Origin of the sequence: Legionella sp. W10-070 (assembly GCF_900640175.1) — a bacterium.
Taxonomy (GTDB): domain Bacteria; phylum Pseudomonadota; class Gammaproteobacteria; order Legionellales; family Legionellaceae; genus Tatlockia.
Genome location: NZ_CAAAJC010000010.1, coordinates 67,993 through 89,027, shown reverse-complemented (window position 1 = coordinate 89,027; position 21,035 = coordinate 67,993). Strand labels below are relative to the sequence as shown.

Here is a 21,035-nt window from a genome sequence, read left to right as displayed (position 1 = left end):
CTAATTGCTCTCATTTTTTTCTACCATGTATCCAACACCACGAATGGTCCGAATAAAATTGGCATTTAGTTTCTTACGTAAGTTATGAATATGAACTTCCAATGCGTTAGAGTCTACATCTTCATCCCAACCATAAATGCTTTGCATGAGTTGCTCACGTGACAATACCTGACCACTATTCTCAAGTAATTTTTGTAATAAAGAAAATTCTCGCCGAGGTACATTAACTATAACATCATCAACGTATACAGAGTGTGCAGCCGGATCCAGCGTAATATTCCGATATTGTAAAGTAGAATCTGCTCGTCCTTGGGAGCGTCTTACTAACGCCCGCACCCTTGCGCTCAATTCATTCAAGTCAAAGGGCTTGGTCAGGTAATCATCAGCGCCGCTATCCAGCCCTTTTACTCTGTCTTCAACACTTTCACGAGCCGTCAGAATAATAACGGGTGTCGCATTTCCGTCATGACGGATAGATTGAAGAAAGCCAAGACCTGAGAGCTTTGGCAAACCCAGATCGAGAATAATCAGTTCAAAAGACTCGGATTTAACAGCGGCTCGAGCTGCCTCACCATCTTTCAGCCAGTCAACAATATAGCCGAATTGAGTGAGGCCTGCTTTAACAGCATCACCAAGTAATTCATCATCTTCAACCAATAGTAGTCGCATTCTTGCTCCTAACAGTTATTTAAGGTGAATCGCTTGAAGGCTCTTCAATGTCTTTTTCTACCAAATGTCTTGTCAGGTAAATGGCTTGTAAAAAGACAAAAACCAGGGTAAAGCCAGCACCACCAAATAATTTAAAGTTAACCCAAATATCTGTGCTATAAAAATAAGCCACATAAAGATTAGCACCACCCATTAAAATAAAAAACAAAGCCCAGGCATAATTTAAACGATACCAGATTCTGGATGGTAAACTAATATTCCCATCCATCATCTTTTGGATTAAAGGCTTCTTACCTACAAAGGCAGAGATGAAAAGTACCATCGAGGTTAACCAATAAATGCCTGTGGGTTTCCATTTTATAAACCAGGGATTATGAAAGAATAGTGTGGCTCCGCCTAAAATAAAAATAATTGCTAAACTTATCAAGTGAATTTTTTCATAACGCTGATGCTTAAGCCGATAAGCGGTTACTTGAATAAGTGAGGCAACCATAGCTACGGCAGTAGCATTAAAAATGCCAAACAATTTATAGCTGATGAAAAAAAGTAAAACAGGGAAAAAATCAAAGAGTAGTTTCATAACCTTAGGTAATCCTTAATACTTCATTAAGTATATCACATGATTTTAATTTCTGATGCAAGCATTAATTTATCAGTAATGCCGACATAAGAGACAATTTAGCTTGATTTACTACCTGCCGGCCTATCCTATGACCAGTTCCTGACCTGGTTTAAGTAGATTTCTGCTGATATTAGGGTTTAGCTTGGTCAATACAGACACTTTTGTCTGATTGCGCTTGGCAATGCCGCTTAATGTGTCGCCTGCTTTAACCGTGTAAGTTTGATATTGAATCGCCTGCTTCCATATTATTAATTGTTGGCCGGCTTTTAATGGTTCGGCATCAGTCAATTTATTCCACTGACGAATATTTGCAGATGAAACGTTGTATCTTTTTTCCAGTAAAGGGTAGTCATCGTTTGCTTGAATAATATGTATGACTTTATAACTTCTGGTATTTGCAGCTTGATTTGCTGCAGGTGTTGGCGGTTGCTCAACAGGTTTGACGGTCGTGTTTTTACTGCTCGGTATTAAAAGATATAGTCCTTTTTTTAATTTATCTGATTTTAATTGATTTAATTCTTTAAGTAATTTTACGGTGGTAAAGAATTTACGGGCAATAGTAGTTAAATCATCTCCCTGACGAACCTGATAACGAGTCCAGCTTACGCGCTTATCAGTCGGCATATTGGCTAAATTACGGCTGAAGTGTGCTACTTTATCAGCAGGTATCAGGAGTTTGAAGGGTTTATAAGGAGCTGTTGTCCAGCGGTTATAGCCAGGATTTAATTTGATTATTTCTTTATAGGAAATGCCTGCAAGTTTAGCTGCATGGTTTAAATCAATCTGGCTGCCAATGTTAACTTCCTCAAAATAGGGAACATGGGGAATATCCGGTAGGGTGACTTTATAGCGTTGAGGGTACTTAATTACTTCTGCAAGTGCTAGTAATCTGGGAATATAAGCCCGTGTTTCATTAGGCAAGGGTAGTGACCAGAAGCGAATATTACGAGATGACTGCCGGCTATTTTTTATGGCACGGGACACAGTTCCTTCTCCCGAATCATAGGCAGCAATAGCGAGAATCCAGTTTCCCTTAAAATATTTATTGAGATAGGTTAGATAACTAAGTGCAGCGGCAGTTGAGGGAGTGATACTGCGGCGCCCGTCGAACCACCAGTCTTGTTTTAATCCCAGCTCACTTCCTGTTCCTGGCATGAGCTGCCAAAGCCCTGCAGCGCCGGCACCAGAATAGGCAAAGGGATCATAAGCGCTTTCAATCATAGGGATAAGGGCAAGTTCCCCTGGAAGTTTTCTTTTTCTGATTGCAGTCACAATATGATAAATATAAGGTTCGGCGCGAGCTAACTCCTGTAAATAACTCGGGTGGGAAACAATCCAGCGGATTTGGTTTTGAACCTCGGGTTGGGTTACTTCGTGATTCAGATTGAACTGGCTACGCAAGACATCCCATACGTTAGGGGCCAGGTGAGAATATGCAGAAGCATAAAAAAGATAACTTATTGATATTAAAAGGATTAATCTAAAAATTCTTAATGGTCTAAACTTCAATGTGATAGCCTATTACGAATTAAAAGGCCGGCCAGTGTACTAAAAAAAATTCAATCGATAAACCCTTTTTGGTGAGTTTACGATCTAATGGATTGAAATTAAATCTAAATGTTCAATAAAAATTATCTTTATCTATTCTTAATTGTCTAAAAACTGACAGGGAGCTTTTGCCTTCACTGCCCTGTCGGAGCGCATAATGTTGGACATCCTTGTTTTCTGTCCGAAAAAAAGGATTAATTTCTTTCTCCAAGGCGATAGTTGACGGTAGCGAGGAGGCATTTTTGTTTTTTTGCAGTTGCAAGCTGTGTTGTTTTATGGCCTGGTTATCAGGCTCAACGGTTGTTGCAAAGCGCAGATTTGCCTGAGTGTATTCATGAGCACAAAATACCTGGGTACTGTCGGGAAGCGCCTTTAGTTTACTCAATGACTGGTGCAATTCTTCAATTGTTCCATCAAAGACCCTGCCACAACCAGCTGAGAATAAGGTATCTCCACAAAATAGCCATTCATGGTGCGGTTCATAAAAACTAATATGAGTTTTAGTATGCCCCGGGGTTCCTATAATAAGAAACTGGCAGGATAGAAGGGATAAATTATCGCCGTCTGCAAGTGTTTGAGTAGTGGGTATTTGGGGGTCATCTGGTCCATAAACAGCCATTTCAGGGTAGGCTTTTACGAGTTCAGTTATGCCGCCGATATGATCGTGATGATGATGCGTCACTAAAATCGCTACGAGCTGAATAGAAGATTTACAAATGAAATCGATAACTGGCTGGGCATCGCCAGGATCCACACAACAGGCAGTTTTGTTTTTTTCATTGATGATTAGCCAAATATAATTATCACGAAAGGCTGAAATTGGTAAAATTTTCATTGTTAGTCTAACCGGAGCTTTTCAATAATTATAGCCGACCTGAACTCAATCCGTTTTTAGGATTATTTTCAATTACAAAAGAAGAAGTGCCAGGATTGAATAAGTTTTTTAATTGTTGCAATGTATCCTGCATTTCTTCAGCGAGGGAAAATGGTGGATTAATAATCCATAAACCACAACCAGTCATGCCTGCTGTTGTTGTAGCGTTTAAATTAAATTCAATCCTTAATGTGCTTTGAGCACCAATATTATTCATGCCGCGCAGGAGTTTTTCATGCAGACTTTGGTCTACCAATGGATACCAAAGACAAAAAATACCGGTTGAGAATCGCTTATAAGCAGATTTGATTGTGTTTGGGATTGTTTTATAGTCATTTTTAATTTCATAGGAAGGATCAATAAAAATCAAGCCACGACGCTCAGGCGGAGGAAGCAGAGCATTTAAAGTAACCATTCCATCACTATGGCTGTAAAATACACGTTTCTCATCATGGGGCAAGGTGCTAAGGGTTTCAAATTCACGGGGATGTAGTTCACAACAATATAACCTGTCCTGGGCGCGTAGCATCTCAATAGCCAAAGTGGGGGAGCCAGGATAAAAGCGCAAATTAGAAGACGGGTTTAGTCTTTTAATGGTTTGTAAGTAGGGAGAAAAGAGAGGGGACAATTGATTTTTATGCTGCCATATCAGGTGAATTCCCTGAAGGTACTCACCTGTTTTTAATGATTGGCTACCTTTTAAATCATAAAAACCTTTTCCTGCATGAGTCTCAAGATAAAAGATAGGCTTTTCTTTTTTTGTCACATAATCAAGTATTCGTGAAAGGGTCAGATGCTTAATGACATCGGCAAAATTTCCGGCGTGATACCCATGTTGATAGCTTAACATAAAGAAACTTAAAAATTGTTGATGAAGTAGTATACGCCTCTGGGAGCTTTCTTCCAAATTTAACCTGTATGGGTGTGATTTAAAGTACGACATCGACAGAAAACCGCACACCCCACCTCGGCATGGTTTTTGAATAAAAAAACGTAATAATTATTTAATAAGCTTTCATGAACTGATTTAACGTCAATCCCGGATAGTGTGAAAGGGAGATCTAATAATTTTTTATAAAATAAAAAGATAATACAATAAATATCTTGCACTATACTTACATTGTTACAAGTAAAGCAGGAGAGAATGATGAGCTTTCCTAGAGGGTACGAAGAAAATAATTCTTTTTCGGAATATTCTTACGAAGAAGATACTGAAAATTTAGATCATAAGAAACGTGTGCGTAAATTACTTGAAGAAAGACTTGAGCGCAAACGTTTACGTGAGGAATTAAAAGAAGAATTTGATGATCTTGATGATCGCTTTGATTGGGATGACGATGTCAATCGTTAGTGGTTACCAGGTAATCGACTTGCTGCAAGCAATGTATTTTGCAGCAAGGTCGTAATGGTCATAGGCCCAACCCCCCCTGGAACAGGCGTTATCCAGGCTACTTTCTTACTGGCTTGAGCAAAATCTATATCGCCCCGCAACTTACCGTCAGGTAATCGATGAATACCAACATCTACGATAGTTTGTGCTGAATTTAACCAGTCTACATTGATGACATCCTTTATTCCCGTAGCGACAACAAGAACGTCGGCAATTCGGACATATTTCTCCAGGTTTTCAGTGAAACGATGGCAGATAGTGACGGTCGCTCCGGCTAACAAAAACTCCAGAGCCATAGGACGTCCGACAATGGTTGATGCTCCAATGATTACAGTATGTTTTCCTTCCAGGGGAATTTGATAAAATGCCAATAAATTAATTATCCCGTAAGGAGTACAGGGTCTTAATAATGGATTGCGCTGAGCAAGTCGGCCCATATTATAAGGATGGAACCCATCCACATCTTTATAAGGACTGATAGATTCTATCACTTTGTTGCTATCAATGGCTTGAGGTAAAGGAAGCTGGACAAGAATGCCATCAACATCAGGAGAATTGTTTAATTGATGTATTAGCCTTAGCAGCTTCTTTTCGCTTGTTGATTGGGGAAGATCATAAGCATAAGAGCTAAGTCCCACTTCTAAACAGGCTTTACGTTTGTTATTTACATAAATACCTGATGCCGGATCATTACCGACCAGGATAACTGCTAATCCTGGGGGACGCTCTCCATTTTGTACCATTTTATCAATGGAGGATTTGATTCCCTGATTTAACTGTGAAGAAACTACTTTACCATCTAATAACGATGCGGCCATATTTAAACAGATAGATTAAAATGGCAATTATGAAATAGCCTGCAGGCTTATGCAAACGAATTAAAATAATCAATGACTTGATCTGAAATGATTGGTCATAATTAAACCATAAGCAGACGATAAATTCCCAACGCTCATCTCTTAATAAATGCCAGTTCAGCAAGACAGGAAAATAGAATCCTTTTGGCTGACTTGCTGAACTGTTAAATTTTTTACTGTGGCTGATCCAGGGCTACGGTTACTTTTGCACTGCAATTTTGATCGCTGTTTACAAAAGAATAGATATAAGGGGTGTCGGCTGCTCTACGATTGATTTGTACCTGGCATGTTTTCACCTGGTTATCAATCTGCACATTGGTAACAGGTATGGTGACGAAGATTGAATCCACTGTGCTGCTTCCTATATCCAGTGTACTGGAACAATGTTCTGTGCTGATTGGATCTGCTTCATAGCGAACTTTATTGTCTTCCGCGTAGAACCTGTAGGTGCATTGTGATTGGTCATCTGTCAATGTTAACTTGGCAGTGAGCAATGTCTGGTTGGCAGCAGCATAGCCTGAAAATGCAAGTATAGCCAAGAAAGTGCTTAACTTTTTCATCTTTAAACTCTCCATGTTATTGTAGTGAAACCATATGCTAGCATCATTCAGCATTAAAAACGCCAATGTAAACCAATAAACGCTTCTCTTGCTGTCTGAATAATAGATTATATACCTAAGATACATCGTTTCAAGGAAAAACCGCACTTAAAATCGCGCCCTATGACTGGGAGAATGTGGACAAATATATTCTGGTGTTATACATTGACCGTTTTTAGCAGGAAAAGTTCATGCGTATTGCCTTAGGGGTTGAATACGATGGTAGCCAGTATCATGGCTGGCAAGCGCAAACTGGCCTGCGTACTGTTCAGCAAGTACTTGAGAATGCAATAACCAAGGTTGCTGACAGTGAGGTCAGTGTAATCTGCGCAGGCAGAACCGATACAGGTGTACATGCGACAAACCAGGTTATTCATTTTGATTGTGAAAAGCAAAGAACCATACGATCCTGGATTCATGGGGCTAATTCTTTTTTGCCTAAAGACGTCTGTGTCAAGTGGGGACGGGAGATGGCGGATGACTTCCATGCCCGCTATTCTGCTTTGTCCCGGCGTTATCGCTACATAATTTACAATTCGCCAATACGCCCGGCACTTTTACGGAGCAATGTGACGTGGCAGTATCGTCAGTTAGATCATCGAGTGATGCAGGAAGCCAGTGTATGCCTATTGGGAGAAAATGATTACACTTCATTTCGTTCGGTGGAGTGTCAATCGAATACGCCAATGCGTAATATTCATGATTTGCGTGTGACCCGTACCGGCGATCTGGTAATGATTGATATCAGTGCGAATGCTTTTCTGCATCATATGGTGCGAAATATTGCCGGCGTGTTAATTGCGGTAGGTTCGGGAAGAAGACCTGTGGGCTGGGTTCAGGAGGTTTTGCTGGCAAAAGACAGGCGCCTGGGCGCTGAAACAGCGCCACCCTATGGTTTATACTTGGTAGGTGTGAATTATCCGAGAGAGTTTGGCGTCATACAAGGGAATCCAGGACCATTGTTCTTGTGGGAGCGTTAATTGGCAGAGAATCGGGTACGAATAAAAATGTGTGGCATGACGCGCAGGGAAGACATAGCCCATGCAGTTGCATTAGGTGTAGATGCCATTGGATTAATATTTTATTCTGGAAGTTCCCGCCATATTTCCATCGAACAAGCTAGATTATTGCTAAAAGATGTTCCCTTGTTTGTGGATATTGTAGCGGTGTTCGTCAATCCTCTTAAGTCTTTAGTAGATCAGGTGATTAATGAATTACCTGTTCAGTGGTTGCAGTTTCATGGTGAGGAGACCCCAGCGTTTTGTAATCAATTTCAGATACCTTATATTAAATCCATTCAGGCGGCCTCAGCAGATGTTATTAGCCAGTTAGCCATAGATTACCAGCAGGCATCGGCTATCTTACTGGACACGCCCTCTGATAATTATGGGGGTACAGGTAAAACTTTTAACTGGGGGATAATCCCTGTAAATTTAAAAAAACCATTTATCTTAGCCGGGGGATTGGATTTTGCTAATGTAACTAAAGCGGTTGGCCTATGTTCACCTTATGCAGTAGATGTTTGCAGTGGCGTAGAATTATCAGCCGGTATCAAGGACCATGAGAAAATGAGCCAATTTGTTAACGCATTATGGGGTAAAGCATGAGTGAAATAGAGTTCCCGGATAAGCATGGTCATTTTGGTCCATACGGTGGTATCTTTGTAGCTGATACTTTAATGGATGCATTACAACAGTTGCAGGAAGCTTATCAGCAATACCGTAACGATCCGGAGTTCCTGGAAGAGCTGGCATCTGAGTTACGGGATTACGTTGGTCGGGCAACCCCTCTTTACCATGCCCGGCACTTAAGTGAAAAGATAGGTGGTGCGGCTATTTATTTGAAAAGAGAGGATTTAAATCATACTGGTGCCCATAAAATTAATAATACAGTGGGTCAAGCCTTGCTTGCCAAGAGAATGGGAAAGACCAGGATTATCGCGGAAACCGGTGCTGGGCAGCATGGTGTTGCTTCAGCAACTGTAGCAGCAAAGCTTGGCATGGAATGTGTCGTTTATATGGGGGCTGAGGATATTAAACGGCAAGCCAGTAACGTATACAGAATGAAGCTGTTAGGGGCGCAGGTTGTGCCGGTTACTGCTGGCTCAAAAACCTTAAAAGATGCTTTGAATGAAGCCATGCGTGACTGGGTAAGTAATATAGATAATACCTTCTACATTATTGGTACCGTAGCTGGCCCTCATCCATACCCCCAGATGGTAAGAGATTTTCAATCAGTAATAGGTCAGGAGGCACGGTCGCAGATTTTGGGGAAAACCGGGAAATTGCCTGATGCTCTCGTTGCTTGTGTAGGAGGAGGGTCTAATGCGATTGGTTTATTTTATCCATTTTTAAAGGATGAATCAGTTGCTATTTATGGTGTGGAGGCAGGAGGTAAGGGCATTGAAACAGGCGAACATGCTGCCTCTTTGATAGCAGGTAAACCAGGGGTATTGCATGGTAACCGTACTTATTTGTTATGTGATGAACATGGACAGATTAAAGATACCCATTCTATCTCTGCAGGCCTTGATTACCCAGGGGTAGGACCAGAACATGCTTACCTTAAAGACAGTGGACGGGTAAACTATGTCGCTATTAATGACGATGAAGCACTGGATGGCTTTCGTACATTAACTCGAGTAGAGGGTATTATTCCGGCTTTGGAATCAAGTCATGCTGTTGCTTATGCCATGAAGCTTGCTAAAAACATGTTGCCTTCGCAACGTATCGTGGTGAATTTGTCTGGGCGAGGGGACAAGGATATGCATACGGTAGCCAGTATTGACGGGTTGTCTGTATAGCCTGTTATTCGCTTCCCGGTTGAAATACCTGGGTTCTGTGAACCAATTAGCCGCATTTGCAGCCGTGAAAATTTTTGTTCACAGAACCTATTAGTTAGGGTAATTTATGAATCGAATTAGTAAAACATTGGCGCAGCTTCAGGCTGACGGCAAAAAGGCACTGAGCCCTTATATTACAGCGGGTGATCCAACGCCTGAATTAACTGTTCCGTTGATGCATGAACTGGTTGCAGCCGGTGCCAATATACTTGAAATAGGTATTCCTTTTTCAGATCCCATGGCAGAAGGACCTGTAATTCAGGCTGCTATGGAGAGAGCGCTTGCTTATGGAGTTGGGTGTAATGAAGTATTTTCCATGGTGGAAGAGTTTCGCAAAAAAGATCAAAATACACCAATTATATTGATGGGTTATGTTAATCCAATCGAGCAGTATGGCTATGAAGCCTTTGCGAAACGGGCGCATGAAACTGGTGTAGATGGGACTATTATTGTTGATTTGCCGCCAGAGGAAAGCGGGTTTGTCGCTTCGATATGGCAAGCTAATAACCTGGCCAGTATTTATTTGTGTTCACCTACCACCTCTGATGAGCGGATGGTATTGATAGATAGATCGGGGAGTGGCTACCTTTACTATGTTTCATTGAAAGGAGTGACTGGATCTGATTTTGACTTGCAAAATGTCAGGGAGAGGTACTTGCAGAGGAAAAAACAGACGGCTTTGCCTTTAATGGTAGGTTTTGGTGTTAAAACAGCGGCAATGGCTGCTCAGGTGGCGGCATTTGCTGACGGTGTAATCGTTGGAGCTGCCCTGATTAATAAAATTTATGAAGCCTATATTTCCAATAGCAATACACTTGCTGCAGGAGCTTCTTTAATTAAAGATATGCGACAAGCGATGGATAACCATGAGTGATAAGATGAATGACGGTGTTGAAAAAAGAGCACATTTTATAAGACAGATGATTGCTGATGATTTAGCGAGTGGTAAGCACCAAGAGGTTATAACCAGGTTTCCACCAGAACCTAATGGTTATTTACATGTAGGACATGCCAAATCCATCTGTTTAAATTTTGGTTTGGCTGAGGAGTTTACAGGACGTTGTTATCTACGTTTTGATGATACTAACCCAATCAAAGAAGAGGAAGAGTTTGTTAATGCCATTATAGATGATGTGCATTGGCTTGGTTTTGAATGGCATGCGATAACTCATTCCTCTGATTATTATCATGATCTATATGATTTTGCTGTTCACTTAATTAAGCATGGAAAGGCTTATGTGGACAGTTTGTCTATGGAGGAAATACGTGCTTATCGTGGTACGCTGCAAGAACCTGGTCGGGAGAGTCCTTACCGTAATCGCGCTATAGAAGAAAACCTTGACTTATTTGCACGAATGAAAGCGGGTGAATTTGCTGATGGTACTCATGTTTTGCGGGCGCGTATTGATATGAAATCAGGAAACGTCAACATGCGTGACCCGGTAATTTATCGTATAAGACATGCCAGCCACCAACGCACAGGCAATGAATGGTGCATTTATCCTATGTATGATTATGCTCATCCGATTTCAGATGCGTTGGAAAAGGTGACCCATTCATTATGTACTTTGGAATTTCAGGATCATAGGCCGCTTTACGATTGGTTTATCGATAATTTGCCGGTGCTTGCTAAACCTGTTCAAACTGAATTTGCAAGATTGAACTTGTCCCATACGGTTACTTCCAAACGTAGGCTAAGGGAGTTGGTTGAGAAAAAAATTGTTTCAGGCTGGGATGACCCTCGGTTACCTACATTACGCGGTATGCGCAAAAGAGGCTATCCTCCTGCTGCTATCAGACAATTTTGCGAAATGATAGGTATTTCCCGCAGCGACTCGGTTATTGACATGTCTTTGCTTGAGGAATGTGTACGAGATGAGCTTAACCGGACTGCGAAACGAGCTTTGTGCGTACTTGAACCATTAAAAATTGTGATAGAAAATTATCCCGAAGGCGAAGTAGAATCATTGAATGCAAAATTCAATCCGCAGGATCCTGAGTCTGAAGGTCGTGTTTTACCGTTTGGCAGAGAACTTTATATTGAGCGAAGTGATTTTATGGAGGATCCGCCAAAGAAATATTTTCGACTGTCTCCCGGTGCTGAAGTACGTTTAAGACATGCTTATGTCATTCGCTGTACTGATGTAATCTGTGACGAGCAAGGTCATGTTATTGAGCTGCGTTGTACTTATGATAAAGAGACATTAGGGAAAAACCCGGTTGATAGAAAAGTAAAAGGGGTTATTCATTGGGTATCAGCTAACCACGCTCATCCAGTCACTGTTTTACAATATGATCGCTTGTTTAATGATGCTAATCCGGCACGTGAGGAAAATTTTCTCCAATTCCTCAATGAAGAATCCCTGCAAGTCAGGCAAGCTGTTTGTGAACCTTCCTTAGCCTCACAACCTTTAAACGAAGTCTTTCAATTTGAACGCTTAGGTTATTATTGTGTCAATCAAACTGAGAAAGGACAGGTCACAGCGGTGCACCGAGTAGTGGGGCTTAAGGATACCTGGGGAAAAATGAGTTAAGGGTTAACTATGCTATATCTTTATAATTCTTTGACTAGAACCAAAGAACTCTTCCAGCCTGTTCAACCAGGTAAAGTTGGAATTTATGTTTGTGGAATAACGGTTTATGACCGTTGTCATTTAGGCCACGCTCGTTCTATGGTGTGCTTTGATGTGATGGTGCGTTATCTGCGCTCTCAAGGCTATGCTGTAACCTATGTTCGTAACATAACCGATATTGACGACAAGATTATTGCGCGGGCGAGGGAGAGAGGTATTTCTATTGATGAACTTACTTCGCAGTATATCAATGCAATGCATGAGGATACCAGAGCGTTAAATATCCTGACTCCTGATATACAACCCAGAGCAACAGCTCATATTGAGTCGATCATTCAGTTAATTGGAAAACTAATTGATAAAGGGTACGCCTATTTAAGTGATAATGGTGATGTTTGCTATCAGGTAGAATGCTTTAAAGAGTATGGCAAACTGTCTCATAAGGATCTGGATGGTTTGATAGCAGGAGCACGGGTCGAAGTTGTAAAAGAAAAGCGCTCGCCACTGGATTTTGTCTTATGGAAAAAAGCAAAGACAGATGAACCCAGTTGGCCATCTCCCTGGGGTGATGGCAGACCTGGCTGGCATATTGAGTGCTCTGCCATGGCAATGCATGAGCTTGGTGAGCATTTTGATATTCACGGTGGCGGCTTGGATTTACAATTCCCGCATCATGAGAATGAAATTGCACAAAGTGAAGCGGCAACCGGTAAAAAATTTGCTGACTATTGGCTGCATGTGGGTATGCTGCAGGTCAATAATGAAAAAATGGCCAAGTCCACCGGCAATTTTTTTACCATTGAGGATGTATTACAGCGATACCATCCAGAAGTTATCCGCTATTTTTTGCTCAGTAGTCATTATCGAAGCTCGTTGAATTATTCAGAAGAAAATTTACAAAACGCCATAAAAGCGTTAACAAGGCTTTATCAGTCATTAAAGGATACTAATTCTTCTGGCATTGATATTGATGAGCACTGGCTTGAGCAGTTTAATCAGGCGATGAATGATGATTTTAATACCCCAATGGCATTATCAGTGTTATTTCAGCTAAGTCATGAGCTTAACAAGACAGGCTCACCACGCCTCGCATCTACTTTAAAGCAGTTGGCCTCAACACTGGGTTTACTGCAAGTTTCGCCGGAATCTTTTTTGCAATCAGGAATTAATGAGGTTGAAAAGGAAACTGTCGAAAATTTAATTGCTGAAAGGTTGCAGGCCAGACGAGAACGAAACTGGGCTAGAGCAGATGAAATTCGTCAAATTCTTGCCAATCAAGGGATTGATTTAGAAGACGGTCCTGAGGGTACTACCTGGCGCAAACGGGTGGAGAAACGTACTGACTAGATGGTCCATTGACTCTTGAATAATTAATTCTAAGAGTCAATGGAAATCTCATCAATGTCATGGTCTTATTTTTGGGGGAAAGATCAATAGCCTATAACCTCAGACTAACTAAATTCACGTAATAATAATTCGCATATTTTCAAATTTGAAATCAATAAAAATGAATAACTCATCTATACTCTGATTAGGGATAATATCCTGCGTATGAAATCAATTTCAGGGGGATAATCATGAAAAGGATAATTTCAGTTTTTATAGCAACCTTTGGGCTATCAATGTTTGCTCATGCGGGCATGAATGCGCCCAATACTGATTCTCAGGGGACAAACAATATTGAACAACCTACTGGAACAACTACTTTACCGGGTAACTCTCAACCGACCACAACTACTCAGGAAACAAATCCTGGTCTCAATGATGACGGCACTGTAACGGGCTCTACCTCTGTTGATCATAATACCAGTACGATGGACTCTGGTACCACCACGGGAATGCCTACTGATCCAATGACCCATGGTAGTGACCCGGTAACCACGCCTGATCCGACAACAACCGATGGTAGCCTGGATACTACTGACTCTGGTACTACTACTGCTCCACCCGATACCACAACTAATGGAAATACTGATACGGGTATCGGAACAAGTAGCACTACTACGTCTCCTGATGGCGCCAACGATACTTCCAACGACACAGGTATTACGGATGCGGCAACCGAATATTAGAGTCTGTTGATATTTCAACTTATATTGTCCACTTCCCGCGCTTTATGCGCGGGATTCATACAAACAACACGAAAATAACCATCCTATTGACGAGTTTGGGACTAGATTCCACGCATAAAGCGCGGAACGTAGGCTCTGGGCCAATTGTATTAGGATTTAGCTTTTGGATAAGGTGGATGGACATTTGTCGCTTCCACTTTTTGCTTTATTTAAAGACCAATCAGATTATTTAAAAGCAATATTGTTCTTTATTTTTTGTAAAAGCATCATTTTTGAACTAGTTTTAAAAGAAGGAGGTAAAGGGGGAGAGCCTAATGAGGGAGCAATTAAAAGCGCTAGAGGACGCTTTGGCCTATATGTTTGAATTACAAACCAGGAAAACCGGTAAATATATTAATCCTTCCATACAAAATCTTAGAAAAGCATTAGATAATTACAAAAATGGTCCCTCTCTTTCATTACGTGAATTAATCGCAGCTATTAAATTTGCTTTGCCAATCATAGGAAATTATGTTGATACTTACATAGTAAAACAAAAGATGAATGCTTTGGCAGAGGCTAAAGGATCTTTTATTGTCTGGGATACCCGAGGTAGTCGATATCCTCATTTCCAATTTGCTGCTCATAACCAGAAAGTAGAAAATAACTTTATCTCCTGGATTTCTTTGCAGACAGGCAAAGATTTCTTGGCGCTTGATATTCCGGCTCAGACGGAGCTTATGCTGGCTTGCAGATCGGAGATTGAATTTACAACTAAATTGGGAGAATGTCTATTATCCAATCCCGATTTTCTTCTTGATTTTGTTTTAAAATCATCTGATGCTTTTCTAAAAATTATAACTACCAGGATTGGGTTTCAATTAGAAAAACATCAGATAGCAAAAGCAATTGCTCATCATTGTGATTCAATGATTGATAATACACTTTCCCCTTCTAAACAAAGAGTAAAACTGATTCAATTTTTAAATGAAAAATTATCAGAAACAGGGTGCTCTTTTGAGAAGTTGATGGCTGATCCATTGGCAAAAATCGAGATCAAAAAGTTAGAAAAACTAAAGTTTCACTTTCACCAGGAAGCACCTTCCAAAGCCTTAAATACAAAAAATATTTCTGCTATTTAACCAATAAATGCATTTGCAAATTTTTTAAAGGAGAGAAAATTCATTGTTAAGGTATTGCTGCAGTCTAATGTTGGCTGGTAACGCGCAAAATTTCTGCCAGTGAAGTATCACCGGCTATAACCCGCTTGAATCCATCTTCACGGATGGTTGGGGTAGCCGGGCGTAAATAACTATCAATGAGTTGCAGGTTTTCATTACGATGAATCATTCCGCGCAAGGTTTCATCAATGGTTATCAATTCATAGATTCCTGTTCGCCCTCGATAACCTAGTTGGTTGCATTGCTCACACCCATTCGGTTCGCACACTTTGGAAATATCAGTGTCAGGCTTGATACCCATTAACTCTATTTCATCTTTTCGCAAATGATGGGGAGTTTTACAATGAGGGCATAATTTTCGTACTAATCTTTGGGCAATCAAGCCTACAATACTGGAAGCCAGTAAAAAAGATTCTACTCCCATATCGTGCAGGCGGGTTAATGCTCCCAGTGCGCTGTTGGTATGCAAGGTTGAAAGTACTAAATGGCCAGTGAGACTGGCTTGAACTGCAATTTCGGCAGTTTCCAGATCCCTGATTTCCCCAATCATCACTACATCTGGATCTTGACGAAGGATGGCTCTGAGCCCTTTGGCAAAGGTCATTTGTACTTTGGTATTGACCTGAGTCTGGCCGATACCGGGTAAATCATATTCAATGGGGTCTTCAATGGTGAGAATATTACGGCTAACCTCATTAAGTTCAGTGAGCATCGCATAGAGTGAAGTTGTTTTTCCTGAGCCGGTGGGCCCTGTTACCAGGATAATACCATGAGGCTCGGCAATCATTTTACGCATGGCTGTTAATGTGGATCCAGGCATCCCTAAAAGGCTTAAATCCAGTTGGGCGGCCTGCTTATCCAGAATCCGAAGTACAATACGTTCTCCATGGTTGGAAGGCAGGGTTGAAACACGCACATCAATGTTGTGTCCACCAATACGTAAGGCAATTCGACCATCCTGAGGTATGCGCTTTTCAGCGATATCTAATTTAGCCATGACCTTAACGCGGGAAATGACTAAAGGAGCAATTGCCCGTTGAATTTCCAGAACCTCATGCAAAACACCGTCTATGCGATTTCGGACAAGAACCCGGTTCTCATAGGTTTCAATATGAATATCAGATGCTTTCTGCTTGATTGCTTGAGTGAACAAGGCATTAAGTAAACGTATAATCGGTGCATCATCCTGATTATCAAGCAGGTCTTCACTGACAGGTAATTGCCCCGCCAGTAATGACAAATCCATATCTTCTTCCATGACCTCCGCCGCATCGAAAATTGACGATTGGGACTGATAAATTTGAGCTAGATGTTGCTGGAAATCAAATTCGCTTACTTCCTTCAGTTTCAATTCACATTGAAGCAAGCGTTTGATTTCCGCAAGCACTGGCAGGGGAGGATTAGCCAAATGATAGAGGACAGCAGTACCATCATCCTGCATGTTGGCAATTACTCCCTGGTTTTTAGCAAAACTATAGGGCAGACGTTTCGTTATTTCATTATTTGCCATCTATTTCGTCATTGGTATGGTTTTTTTTACTTGGTTCTTAATTATAACCTTTTGCTGAACAGAGTCGCTAAAAGGTTTTGGCAATGCTGCCTGATTAAGCGATGGCAGCAATATGTCATCATTTCTTTGGTTATAAGGTTGTGCACGTAAAGAATCCAATTGATCCTGCCGTATGTCACGATATTTATCGTTTGTCACCAGCAGGGCATCATTTTGACTTCGTAAAATACAGGGTTTTATGAAGACCATTAATATGCGCTTTTCACGATTTTGAAGATTATGTTGGAAAAGACGTCCAACACCGGGGATGTCCCCGAGAATAGGAAGGCGTATATTATCATTTCCCAAGCTGTCCTGGGTTAAACCTCCTAATACGACAATATCGCCGCTTTCAACATGCACTGAAGTAACAATGCTGGAAATTTTAAAAACGGGGTTGTCAGCATTAAGTGAACTTGCGGGATCAATTGTATCGTTGCCTTGATCAATTTGTAATTGAATCCCGTTGCCACGAGTAATCTGTGGCCTTACATAAAGATGCAACGCCACATTAACACGATCAAACGTAGTATAAGGGGTGGCAATGGCTGTTCCACCGGCATTATTAGGGTAAGAGGTGGAGGCAACTGAAACCTGTCGGCCAACAAGGATCTTGGCCTGCCTGTTATCAAGCACTACTACTGAGGGAGTTGATAAAATATTGGCTTTACGTTGGTTAGCTAGCGCATAAATTTGAGCTTGCAGGTCATCCACGGCTGTTTTGGAGTTAACGATCGCAAAACCTGGCCTGAAATCGCCAGGTCTGCCAGTTTGCTGATTAGAGCCCCATTCGATTCCTAGGCTGTTGAGATCACTTTCATCAATTTCAGCGACCAGCGCTTCAATTAGTAATTGGGCTGGACGAATATCCAACTGGCTAATAACTGATTTCAATATTCGTATCAGGCTTGCCGGTGCATTAATGATAATGGAATTGGTATTAGGCTCACCAATAATTTGTACTGTCGGTTTAGTAGTCCCTTCCAGTTGGGTGGCAGCACCAGTCGTAGTGGGTGTGGCTGCTGGATTTGTTGCCTGAGACGATGATGAGGTTGAAGTAAGGCCTTGAGTAGCAGAAGAGGTACCTACCAGATTAGAGGCAGGATTTGTGCTATCCAGGACAGGCCTTGTTATGGTACCTATCGTTGTGCCAACGTTACCACTGAAATTTGCTTGAGCAATTCCTGCCAGTATAGGAACCAGATCTTCGGCACGCAAATAATGTAGATAAACCACTTGAGTGTTACTGTTGCTGCCATAGGGACTTTGACGATCCAGTTTTGCGATAAGCAAACGAAGTCTGATACGTTCTGTCTTGCTGCCACTCAGTAAAATAGCATTGCTGCGATCATCAGCCGCAAGCATGGTCTGACTGTGACCGCCGGAAGCGGGTTGGGCCTTGATCAAATCCTTAAGGGTATTTGCAACATCCATAGCCAGGGCGTGCTTGAGGGGAACCATATCAATACCATTTGCTGATGAGCTATCTACCTGTTTGATGATTCTGACCATCTGTTTAATATTGTTTGCCCGCCCTGATAAAATGAGCATATTAGAAGGAGTATAGGCAGATACACTGCTCCATTGGGGCATTAAGGGTCTCAAGACAGGTACAAGCTGTTCAGAAGGCACATAGTGTACAGGGATTACAGCAACCATCATGTCATCCCCCTGAGGGCGACTTTTTAATTGGCTTAGTAAATCAGGTGACTGGGTCTTGGCGTCAATATTGGGTACAATTTTTATCACATCGCCACTGGGGATTGCTGCGTAACCTGAGATTTGCAGCATAGATAAGAAGACCTGATATAACTCCTTATCTGAAATGGGGGTGCTGGAGACAATGGAGATTTTTCCTTGCACGCGTGGGTCAATAATAAAATTTTTTCCAGTAACCCTCGATACCTCCCCAATAACAGCACGAACATCTGCCCCTCTTAAGTTCCACAGTTTCTTGGGAGGCGGTGTATTGGCTTTTTTGCTTGTTGCGGTATTAACGATGGGAGCTGGAGGGGGGGCAGTGTATTTCGTTAACGGCAAGTCTTCTTTAATTTCGGTTTGTAATTTTTGCGCTACTTCATAATCTTTAACAGGACCTACTTTTACAACATAATTTTTTTTATCAGATAATTGTGCAAGCGTAACAGGCTGATTAATGGATGAGGATAGTTTAAGTTTAAGTTGTAATGCATTGCTTTCATGAAGAAATTTACCTACATGAATCATATAGGCAGGATTGCCAGCTTCGGTAACTGTCTTTATAGTAACTTCGGTGGCATATGCAAGCTTCAAGCAAAGCAAAACTAAAAGATAACCCGCAATTTTTCGCATTAAACAACCATAAAATAATTCATAGCAACATCATAACTAAATTTATAAGGATACAATAGAGTTTTCGGAAATAAACGTAATTCATTGATTAAGGGTATTTAATCCAGAGCCAGGAAATTGAAGTGCTTATCTGATACGAGGATTTCGTTATATTTTCACATTTGAAGATATGTGATTGTATGGTGGCTATGGGTGGACTCGAACCACCGACCTCAGCATTATGAGTGCCGCGCTCTAACCGGCTGAGCCACATAGCCATCGAGGCGTGATTTTGTCCTTTTAGGACTTTAATGTCAAGAGAAAATCCTAATTATTTTTAAAATAGCTCTATAATATCATGGCTTATTTGTCAAACATGGATATGAGTAAAATCAAATACTAAGAAATATAAGGGGGCGATTAAAACTACAGTTTTTCCTTGAAAGTTGTAGACACCATTAATTAACACCAACCGCAGTTTTAATCTCACCCGAAATATAAATTTGCTCTTCTTTGAGAAACAAGCTGAGTGTCAGCTACTGAAAAAAATACAGGGAAGGGGGAGGATGTTCTGGCAAAAGCCAGGACATCCATCTCGTTAGTTAAACTATTAATAAATAAAGGGCTCCAGGTCCACGTAACACCTGCAACAGCAATTGCTTGTTTTTCTGCTGGGCAATCATTTGCAGAGCCCTGACAGTTGGTGTCGATTGCTTGTTTGCTGCAATGATAATGTCACCAGGTCTTAAACCAGCCCTCCATCCGGCACTGTTTTCTGACGCCCCAGTGACTTGTACGCCAATAACAGGACCGTGCAAGGGTGAGTCTTGCTCAAAGTTCTTCAGTGCAAGGCCGTACAGGAATGGATTATTAGCTTGCAATTTCTGCTCATGTTTTTTGATATCGGTAACCATCGCGCTTAAGGTCATTTCTTTACCATCTCTCTTAATAGTCAGTCTTGCCTCACTACCAACTCGTAAGAGTCCAATGGTTGATTTAACCTGAGTAGCCTGAGTGATTTTGGTATCATTAATCTGAGTGATAATATCACCTGGCTTGAGGCCCGCTTTTTCTGCAGGGGAATCTTGATTCACCTGAGCGATAATTGCGCCTTGCAGTTCCTCAGGATAACCCATTGCCTGGGCTAATTCGGGAGTAAGGTGCTGAACGAAAATTCCCATTAACCCCCGATGGATAGAACCAAATTTTATCAATTGTTGTGCGACATCTTTCGCCATATTGATTGGTATGGCAAAACCAATTCCGACGTTGCCTCCGTAGGGCGAAATGATGGCGGTATTGATGCCGATTAATTCCCCATTCGTATTCACCAGGGCACCGCCTGAATTTCCGGGATTAATTGCTGCATCAGTTTGAATGAAGTTTTCGACACCTTCAATGTTCAGATCGCTTCGCTTAGTGGCGCTAATAATGCCAAAAGTAGCGGTTTGGCTATTGCCAAAACTGTTTAAGCCGAATGGATTACCTATGGCGACCACAAAGTCTCCGACTTCTGCTGTATCGGAATTTCCAATGGGGAGGCTTTTAAGGTTTTTGGCATCAATTTTTAAAACAGCGATATCTGTCTCACTGTCGCCACCAATAAGTCTTGCTTTCAGGCGTCGCCCGTCATTTAATGTGACCGTAATTAAAGAGGCATTACGGATGACATGATCATTGGTAATGATCACTCCATTTTGCGGATCTACGATAACGCCTGAACCAATGCTTTGAAACTTTTTAGGCTTTTCTGGCAACTGAGGTCTTGCCTGCTTGTCCTCACCTTCTTCATCTTCAGGGCTTGCAGGGTTTTGCACAAAACCCTGTACCGCTACGTTAACAATAGCAGGCATGGTATTTTTAAGTATGGGCGCCCAGGTAGCCAGTGGCTTTGCTTCTTCAGCTATTGCTGTAAAAGTAAAGAGCGTTAAGAGTAAGATTTTTATTGTAATACGAAGTTTTCTAATCAT

20 protein-coding genes and 1 tRNA gene are annotated in these 21,035 nt (G+C 41.4%); 10 read left to right on the top strand and 11 right to left on the bottom strand.

Annotated elements, in window-relative coordinates:
- The 5 genes from E1O65_RS06035 to rlmJ form a co-directional block, all read right to left on the bottom strand.
- Positions 1-669 (bottom strand): response regulator, encoded by a 669-nt coding sequence (locus tag E1O65_RS06035; RefSeq protein ID WP_133132694.1) that lies wholly within the window; start codon positions 667-669, stop codon positions 1-3.
- A 19-nt stretch (positions 670-688) separates the two neighbouring features.
- Positions 689-1,249 (bottom strand): septation protein A, encoded by a 561-nt coding sequence (locus E1O65_RS06030; protein ID WP_133132693.1) that lies wholly within the window; start codon positions 1,247-1,249, stop codon positions 689-691.
- A gap of 123 nt (positions 1,250-1,372) precedes the next feature.
- The gene (locus E1O65_RS06025) at positions 1,373-2,692 is read right to left on the bottom strand and encodes a LysM peptidoglycan-binding domain-containing protein (protein ID WP_242601543.1); all 1,320 of its coding nucleotides are present in this window, start codon (positions 2,690-2,692) and stop codon (positions 1,373-1,375) included.
- Positions 2,693-2,912: 220 nt separating this feature from the next.
- Positions 2,913-3,674 (bottom strand): hydroxyacylglutathione hydrolase, encoded by a 762-nt coding sequence (gloB, locus tag E1O65_RS06020; protein WP_133132692.1) that lies wholly within the window; start codon positions 3,672-3,674, stop codon positions 2,913-2,915.
- A 28-nt stretch (positions 3,675-3,702) separates the two neighbouring features.
- Positions 3,703-4,563 carry a 23S rRNA (adenine(2030)-N(6))-methyltransferase RlmJ gene (gene rlmJ / locus E1O65_RS06015; protein WP_133132691.1) on the bottom strand — a complete coding sequence of 287 codons (861 nt, stop codon included), beginning with the start codon at positions 4,561-4,563 and terminating at the stop codon, positions 3,703-3,705.
- 297 nt (positions 4,564-4,860) lie between these two features.
- Between rlmJ and E1O65_RS06010 the strand changes: the two genes are divergently transcribed.
- Positions 4,861-5,064: a hypothetical protein gene (locus E1O65_RS06010; RefSeq protein ID WP_133132723.1), complete on the top strand. Its 204-nt coding sequence runs from the start codon at positions 4,861-4,863 to the stop codon at positions 5,062-5,064.
- Here the strand turns inward: E1O65_RS06010 and folD are convergent.
- Together folD and E1O65_RS06000 are read right to left on the bottom strand one after the other, a co-directional pair.
- Entirely contained in the window at positions 5,061-5,921 is an 861-nt protein-coding gene (gene folD / locus E1O65_RS06005; RefSeq protein WP_133132690.1) for a bifunctional methylenetetrahydrofolate dehydrogenase/methenyltetrahydrofolate cyclohydrolase FolD, read from the bottom strand. The genes E1O65_RS06010 and folD overlap by 4 nt on opposite strands.
- A 212-nt stretch (positions 5,922-6,133) precedes the next feature.
- On the bottom strand, positions 6,134-6,520 hold the full coding sequence (locus E1O65_RS06000) for a hypothetical protein (protein WP_133132689.1): 387 nt from the start codon (positions 6,518-6,520) through the stop codon (positions 6,134-6,136).
- Between the two features lie 230 nt (positions 6,521-6,750).
- Between E1O65_RS06000 and truA the strand changes: the two genes are divergently transcribed.
- From truA to E1O65_RS05955, 9 genes are all read left to right on the top strand, one after another.
- Positions 6,751-7,539: a tRNA pseudouridine(38-40) synthase TruA gene (gene truA, locus E1O65_RS05995; RefSeq protein ID WP_133132688.1), complete on the top strand. Its 789-nt coding sequence runs from the start codon at positions 6,751-6,753 to the stop codon at positions 7,537-7,539.
- Positions 7,540-8,166 (top strand): phosphoribosylanthranilate isomerase, encoded by a 627-nt coding sequence (locus tag E1O65_RS05990; RefSeq protein ID WP_133132687.1) that lies wholly within the window; start codon positions 7,540-7,542, stop codon positions 8,164-8,166.
- On the top strand, positions 8,163-9,362 hold the full coding sequence (trpB, locus tag E1O65_RS05985) for a tryptophan synthase subunit beta (protein ID WP_133132686.1): 1,200 nt from the start codon (positions 8,163-8,165) through the stop codon (positions 9,360-9,362). Before E1O65_RS05990 ends, trpB begins: the two co-directional genes overlap by 4 nt.
- 106 nt (positions 9,363-9,468) lie before the next feature.
- Complete coding sequence (gene trpA / locus E1O65_RS05980; protein ID WP_133132685.1) at positions 9,469-10,275, top strand: tryptophan synthase subunit alpha; 807 nt, start codon at positions 9,469-9,471, stop codon at positions 10,273-10,275.
- Positions 10,276-10,279: 4 nt separating this feature from the next.
- On the top strand, positions 10,280-11,935 hold the full coding sequence (locus tag E1O65_RS05975; protein ID WP_133132722.1) for a glutamine--tRNA ligase/YqeY domain fusion protein: 1,656 nt from the start codon (positions 10,280-10,282) through the stop codon (positions 11,933-11,935).
- A 9-nt stretch (positions 11,936-11,944) separates the two neighbouring features.
- Positions 11,945-13,321 carry a cysteine--tRNA ligase gene (cysS, locus tag E1O65_RS05970; RefSeq protein WP_133132684.1) on the top strand — a complete coding sequence of 459 codons (1,377 nt, stop codon included), beginning with the start codon at positions 11,945-11,947 and terminating at the stop codon, positions 13,319-13,321.
- A gap of 230 nt (positions 13,322-13,551) precedes the next feature.
- Positions 13,552-14,046: a hypothetical protein gene (locus tag E1O65_RS05965; RefSeq protein ID WP_133132683.1), complete on the top strand. Its 495-nt coding sequence runs from the start codon at positions 13,552-13,554 to the stop codon at positions 14,044-14,046.
- A gap of 163 nt (positions 14,047-14,209) precedes the next feature.
- On the top strand, positions 14,210-14,410 hold the full coding sequence (locus E1O65_RS05960) for a hypothetical protein (protein WP_133132682.1): 201 nt from the start codon (positions 14,210-14,212) through the stop codon (positions 14,408-14,410).
- Positions 14,403-15,167 carry a hypothetical protein gene (locus tag E1O65_RS05955; RefSeq protein ID WP_133132681.1) on the top strand — a complete coding sequence of 255 codons (765 nt, stop codon included), beginning with the start codon at positions 14,403-14,405 and terminating at the stop codon, positions 15,165-15,167. The genes E1O65_RS05960 and E1O65_RS05955 overlap by 8 nt, the downstream gene beginning before the upstream one ends.
- Before the next feature lie 64 nt (positions 15,168-15,231).
- Here the strand turns inward: E1O65_RS05955 and lspE are convergent, their stop codons facing one another.
- The 4 genes from lspE to E1O65_RS05935 form a co-directional block, all read right to left on the bottom strand.
- Complete coding sequence (gene lspE, locus E1O65_RS05950) at positions 15,232-16,716, bottom strand: GspE family T2SS ATPase variant LspE (protein ID WP_133132680.1); 1,485 nt, start codon at positions 16,714-16,716, stop codon at positions 15,232-15,234.
- A complete protein-coding gene (gene lspD, locus E1O65_RS05945) occupies positions 16,717-19,086 on the bottom strand; it encodes a GspD family T2SS secretin variant LspD (RefSeq protein WP_133132679.1) in 2,370 nt (789 codons plus the stop codon). It lies immediately after the preceding gene.
- Between the two features lie 180 nt (positions 19,087-19,266).
- A tRNA-Met gene (locus tag E1O65_RS05940) sits at positions 19,267-19,343 on the bottom strand.
- Positions 19,344-19,667: 324 nt separating this feature from the next.
- Positions 19,668-21,035 carry a Do family serine endopeptidase gene (locus E1O65_RS05935; RefSeq protein WP_133132678.1) on the bottom strand — a complete coding sequence of 456 codons (1,368 nt, stop codon included), beginning with the start codon at positions 21,033-21,035 and terminating at the stop codon, positions 19,668-19,670.

What these genes read in the sequence shown, in the direction of transcription:
- E1O65_RS05975 (WP_133132722.1), top strand. Translation starts at nt 10,280, where the DNA reads ATGAATGACGGTGTTGAAAAAAGAGCACATTTTATAAGACAGATGATT.
- cysS (WP_133132684.1), top strand. Translation starts at nt 11,945, where the DNA reads ATGCTATATCTTTATAATTCTTTGACTAGAACCAAAGAACTCTTCCAG.
- E1O65_RS05955 (WP_133132681.1), top strand. Translation starts at nt 14,403, where the DNA reads ATGTTTGAATTACAAACCAGGAAAACCGGTAAATATATTAATCCTTCC.
- trpB (WP_133132686.1), top strand. Translation starts at nt 8,163, where the DNA reads ATGAGTGAAATAGAGTTCCCGGATAAGCATGGTCATTTTGGTCCATAC.
- gloB (WP_133132692.1), bottom strand. Translation starts at nt 3,674, where the DNA reads ATGAAAATTTTACCAATTTCAGCCTTTCGTGATAATTATATTTGGCTA.
- E1O65_RS05965 (WP_133132683.1), top strand. Translation starts at nt 13,552, where the DNA reads ATGAAAAGGATAATTTCAGTTTTTATAGCAACCTTTGGGCTATCAATG.
- E1O65_RS06000 (WP_133132689.1), bottom strand. Translation starts at nt 6,520, where the DNA reads ATGAAAAAGTTAAGCACTTTCTTGGCTATACTTGCATTTTCAGGCTAT.
- trpA (WP_133132685.1), top strand. Translation starts at nt 9,469, where the DNA reads ATGAATCGAATTAGTAAAACATTGGCGCAGCTTCAGGCTGACGGCAAA.
- rlmJ (WP_133132691.1), bottom strand. Translation starts at nt 4,563, where the DNA reads ATGTTAAGCTATCAACATGGGTATCACGCCGGAAATTTTGCCGATGTC.
- E1O65_RS06030 (WP_133132693.1), bottom strand. Translation starts at nt 1,249, where the DNA reads ATGAAACTACTCTTTGATTTTTTCCCTGTTTTACTTTTTTTCATCAGC.
- E1O65_RS06035 (WP_133132694.1), bottom strand. Translation starts at nt 669, where the DNA reads ATGCGACTACTATTGGTTGAAGATGATGAATTACTTGGTGATGCTGTT.
- lspE (WP_133132680.1), bottom strand. Translation starts at nt 16,716, where the DNA reads ATGGCAAATAATGAAATAACGAAACGTCTGCCCTATAGTTTTGCTAAA.
- E1O65_RS05935 (WP_133132678.1), bottom strand. Translation starts at nt 21,035, where the DNA reads ATGATTAGAAAACTTCGTATTACAATAAAAATCTTACTCTTAACGCTC.
- E1O65_RS06010 (WP_133132723.1), top strand. Translation starts at nt 4,861, where the DNA reads ATGAGCTTTCCTAGAGGGTACGAAGAAAATAATTCTTTTTCGGAATAT.
- truA (WP_133132688.1), top strand. Translation starts at nt 6,751, where the DNA reads ATGCGTATTGCCTTAGGGGTTGAATACGATGGTAGCCAGTATCATGGC.
- lspD (WP_133132679.1), bottom strand. Translation starts at nt 19,086, where the DNA reads ATGCGAAAAATTGCGGGTTATCTTTTAGTTTTGCTTTGCTTGAAGCTT.
- folD (WP_133132690.1), bottom strand. Translation starts at nt 5,921, where the DNA reads ATGGCCGCATCGTTATTAGATGGTAAAGTAGTTTCTTCACAGTTAAAT.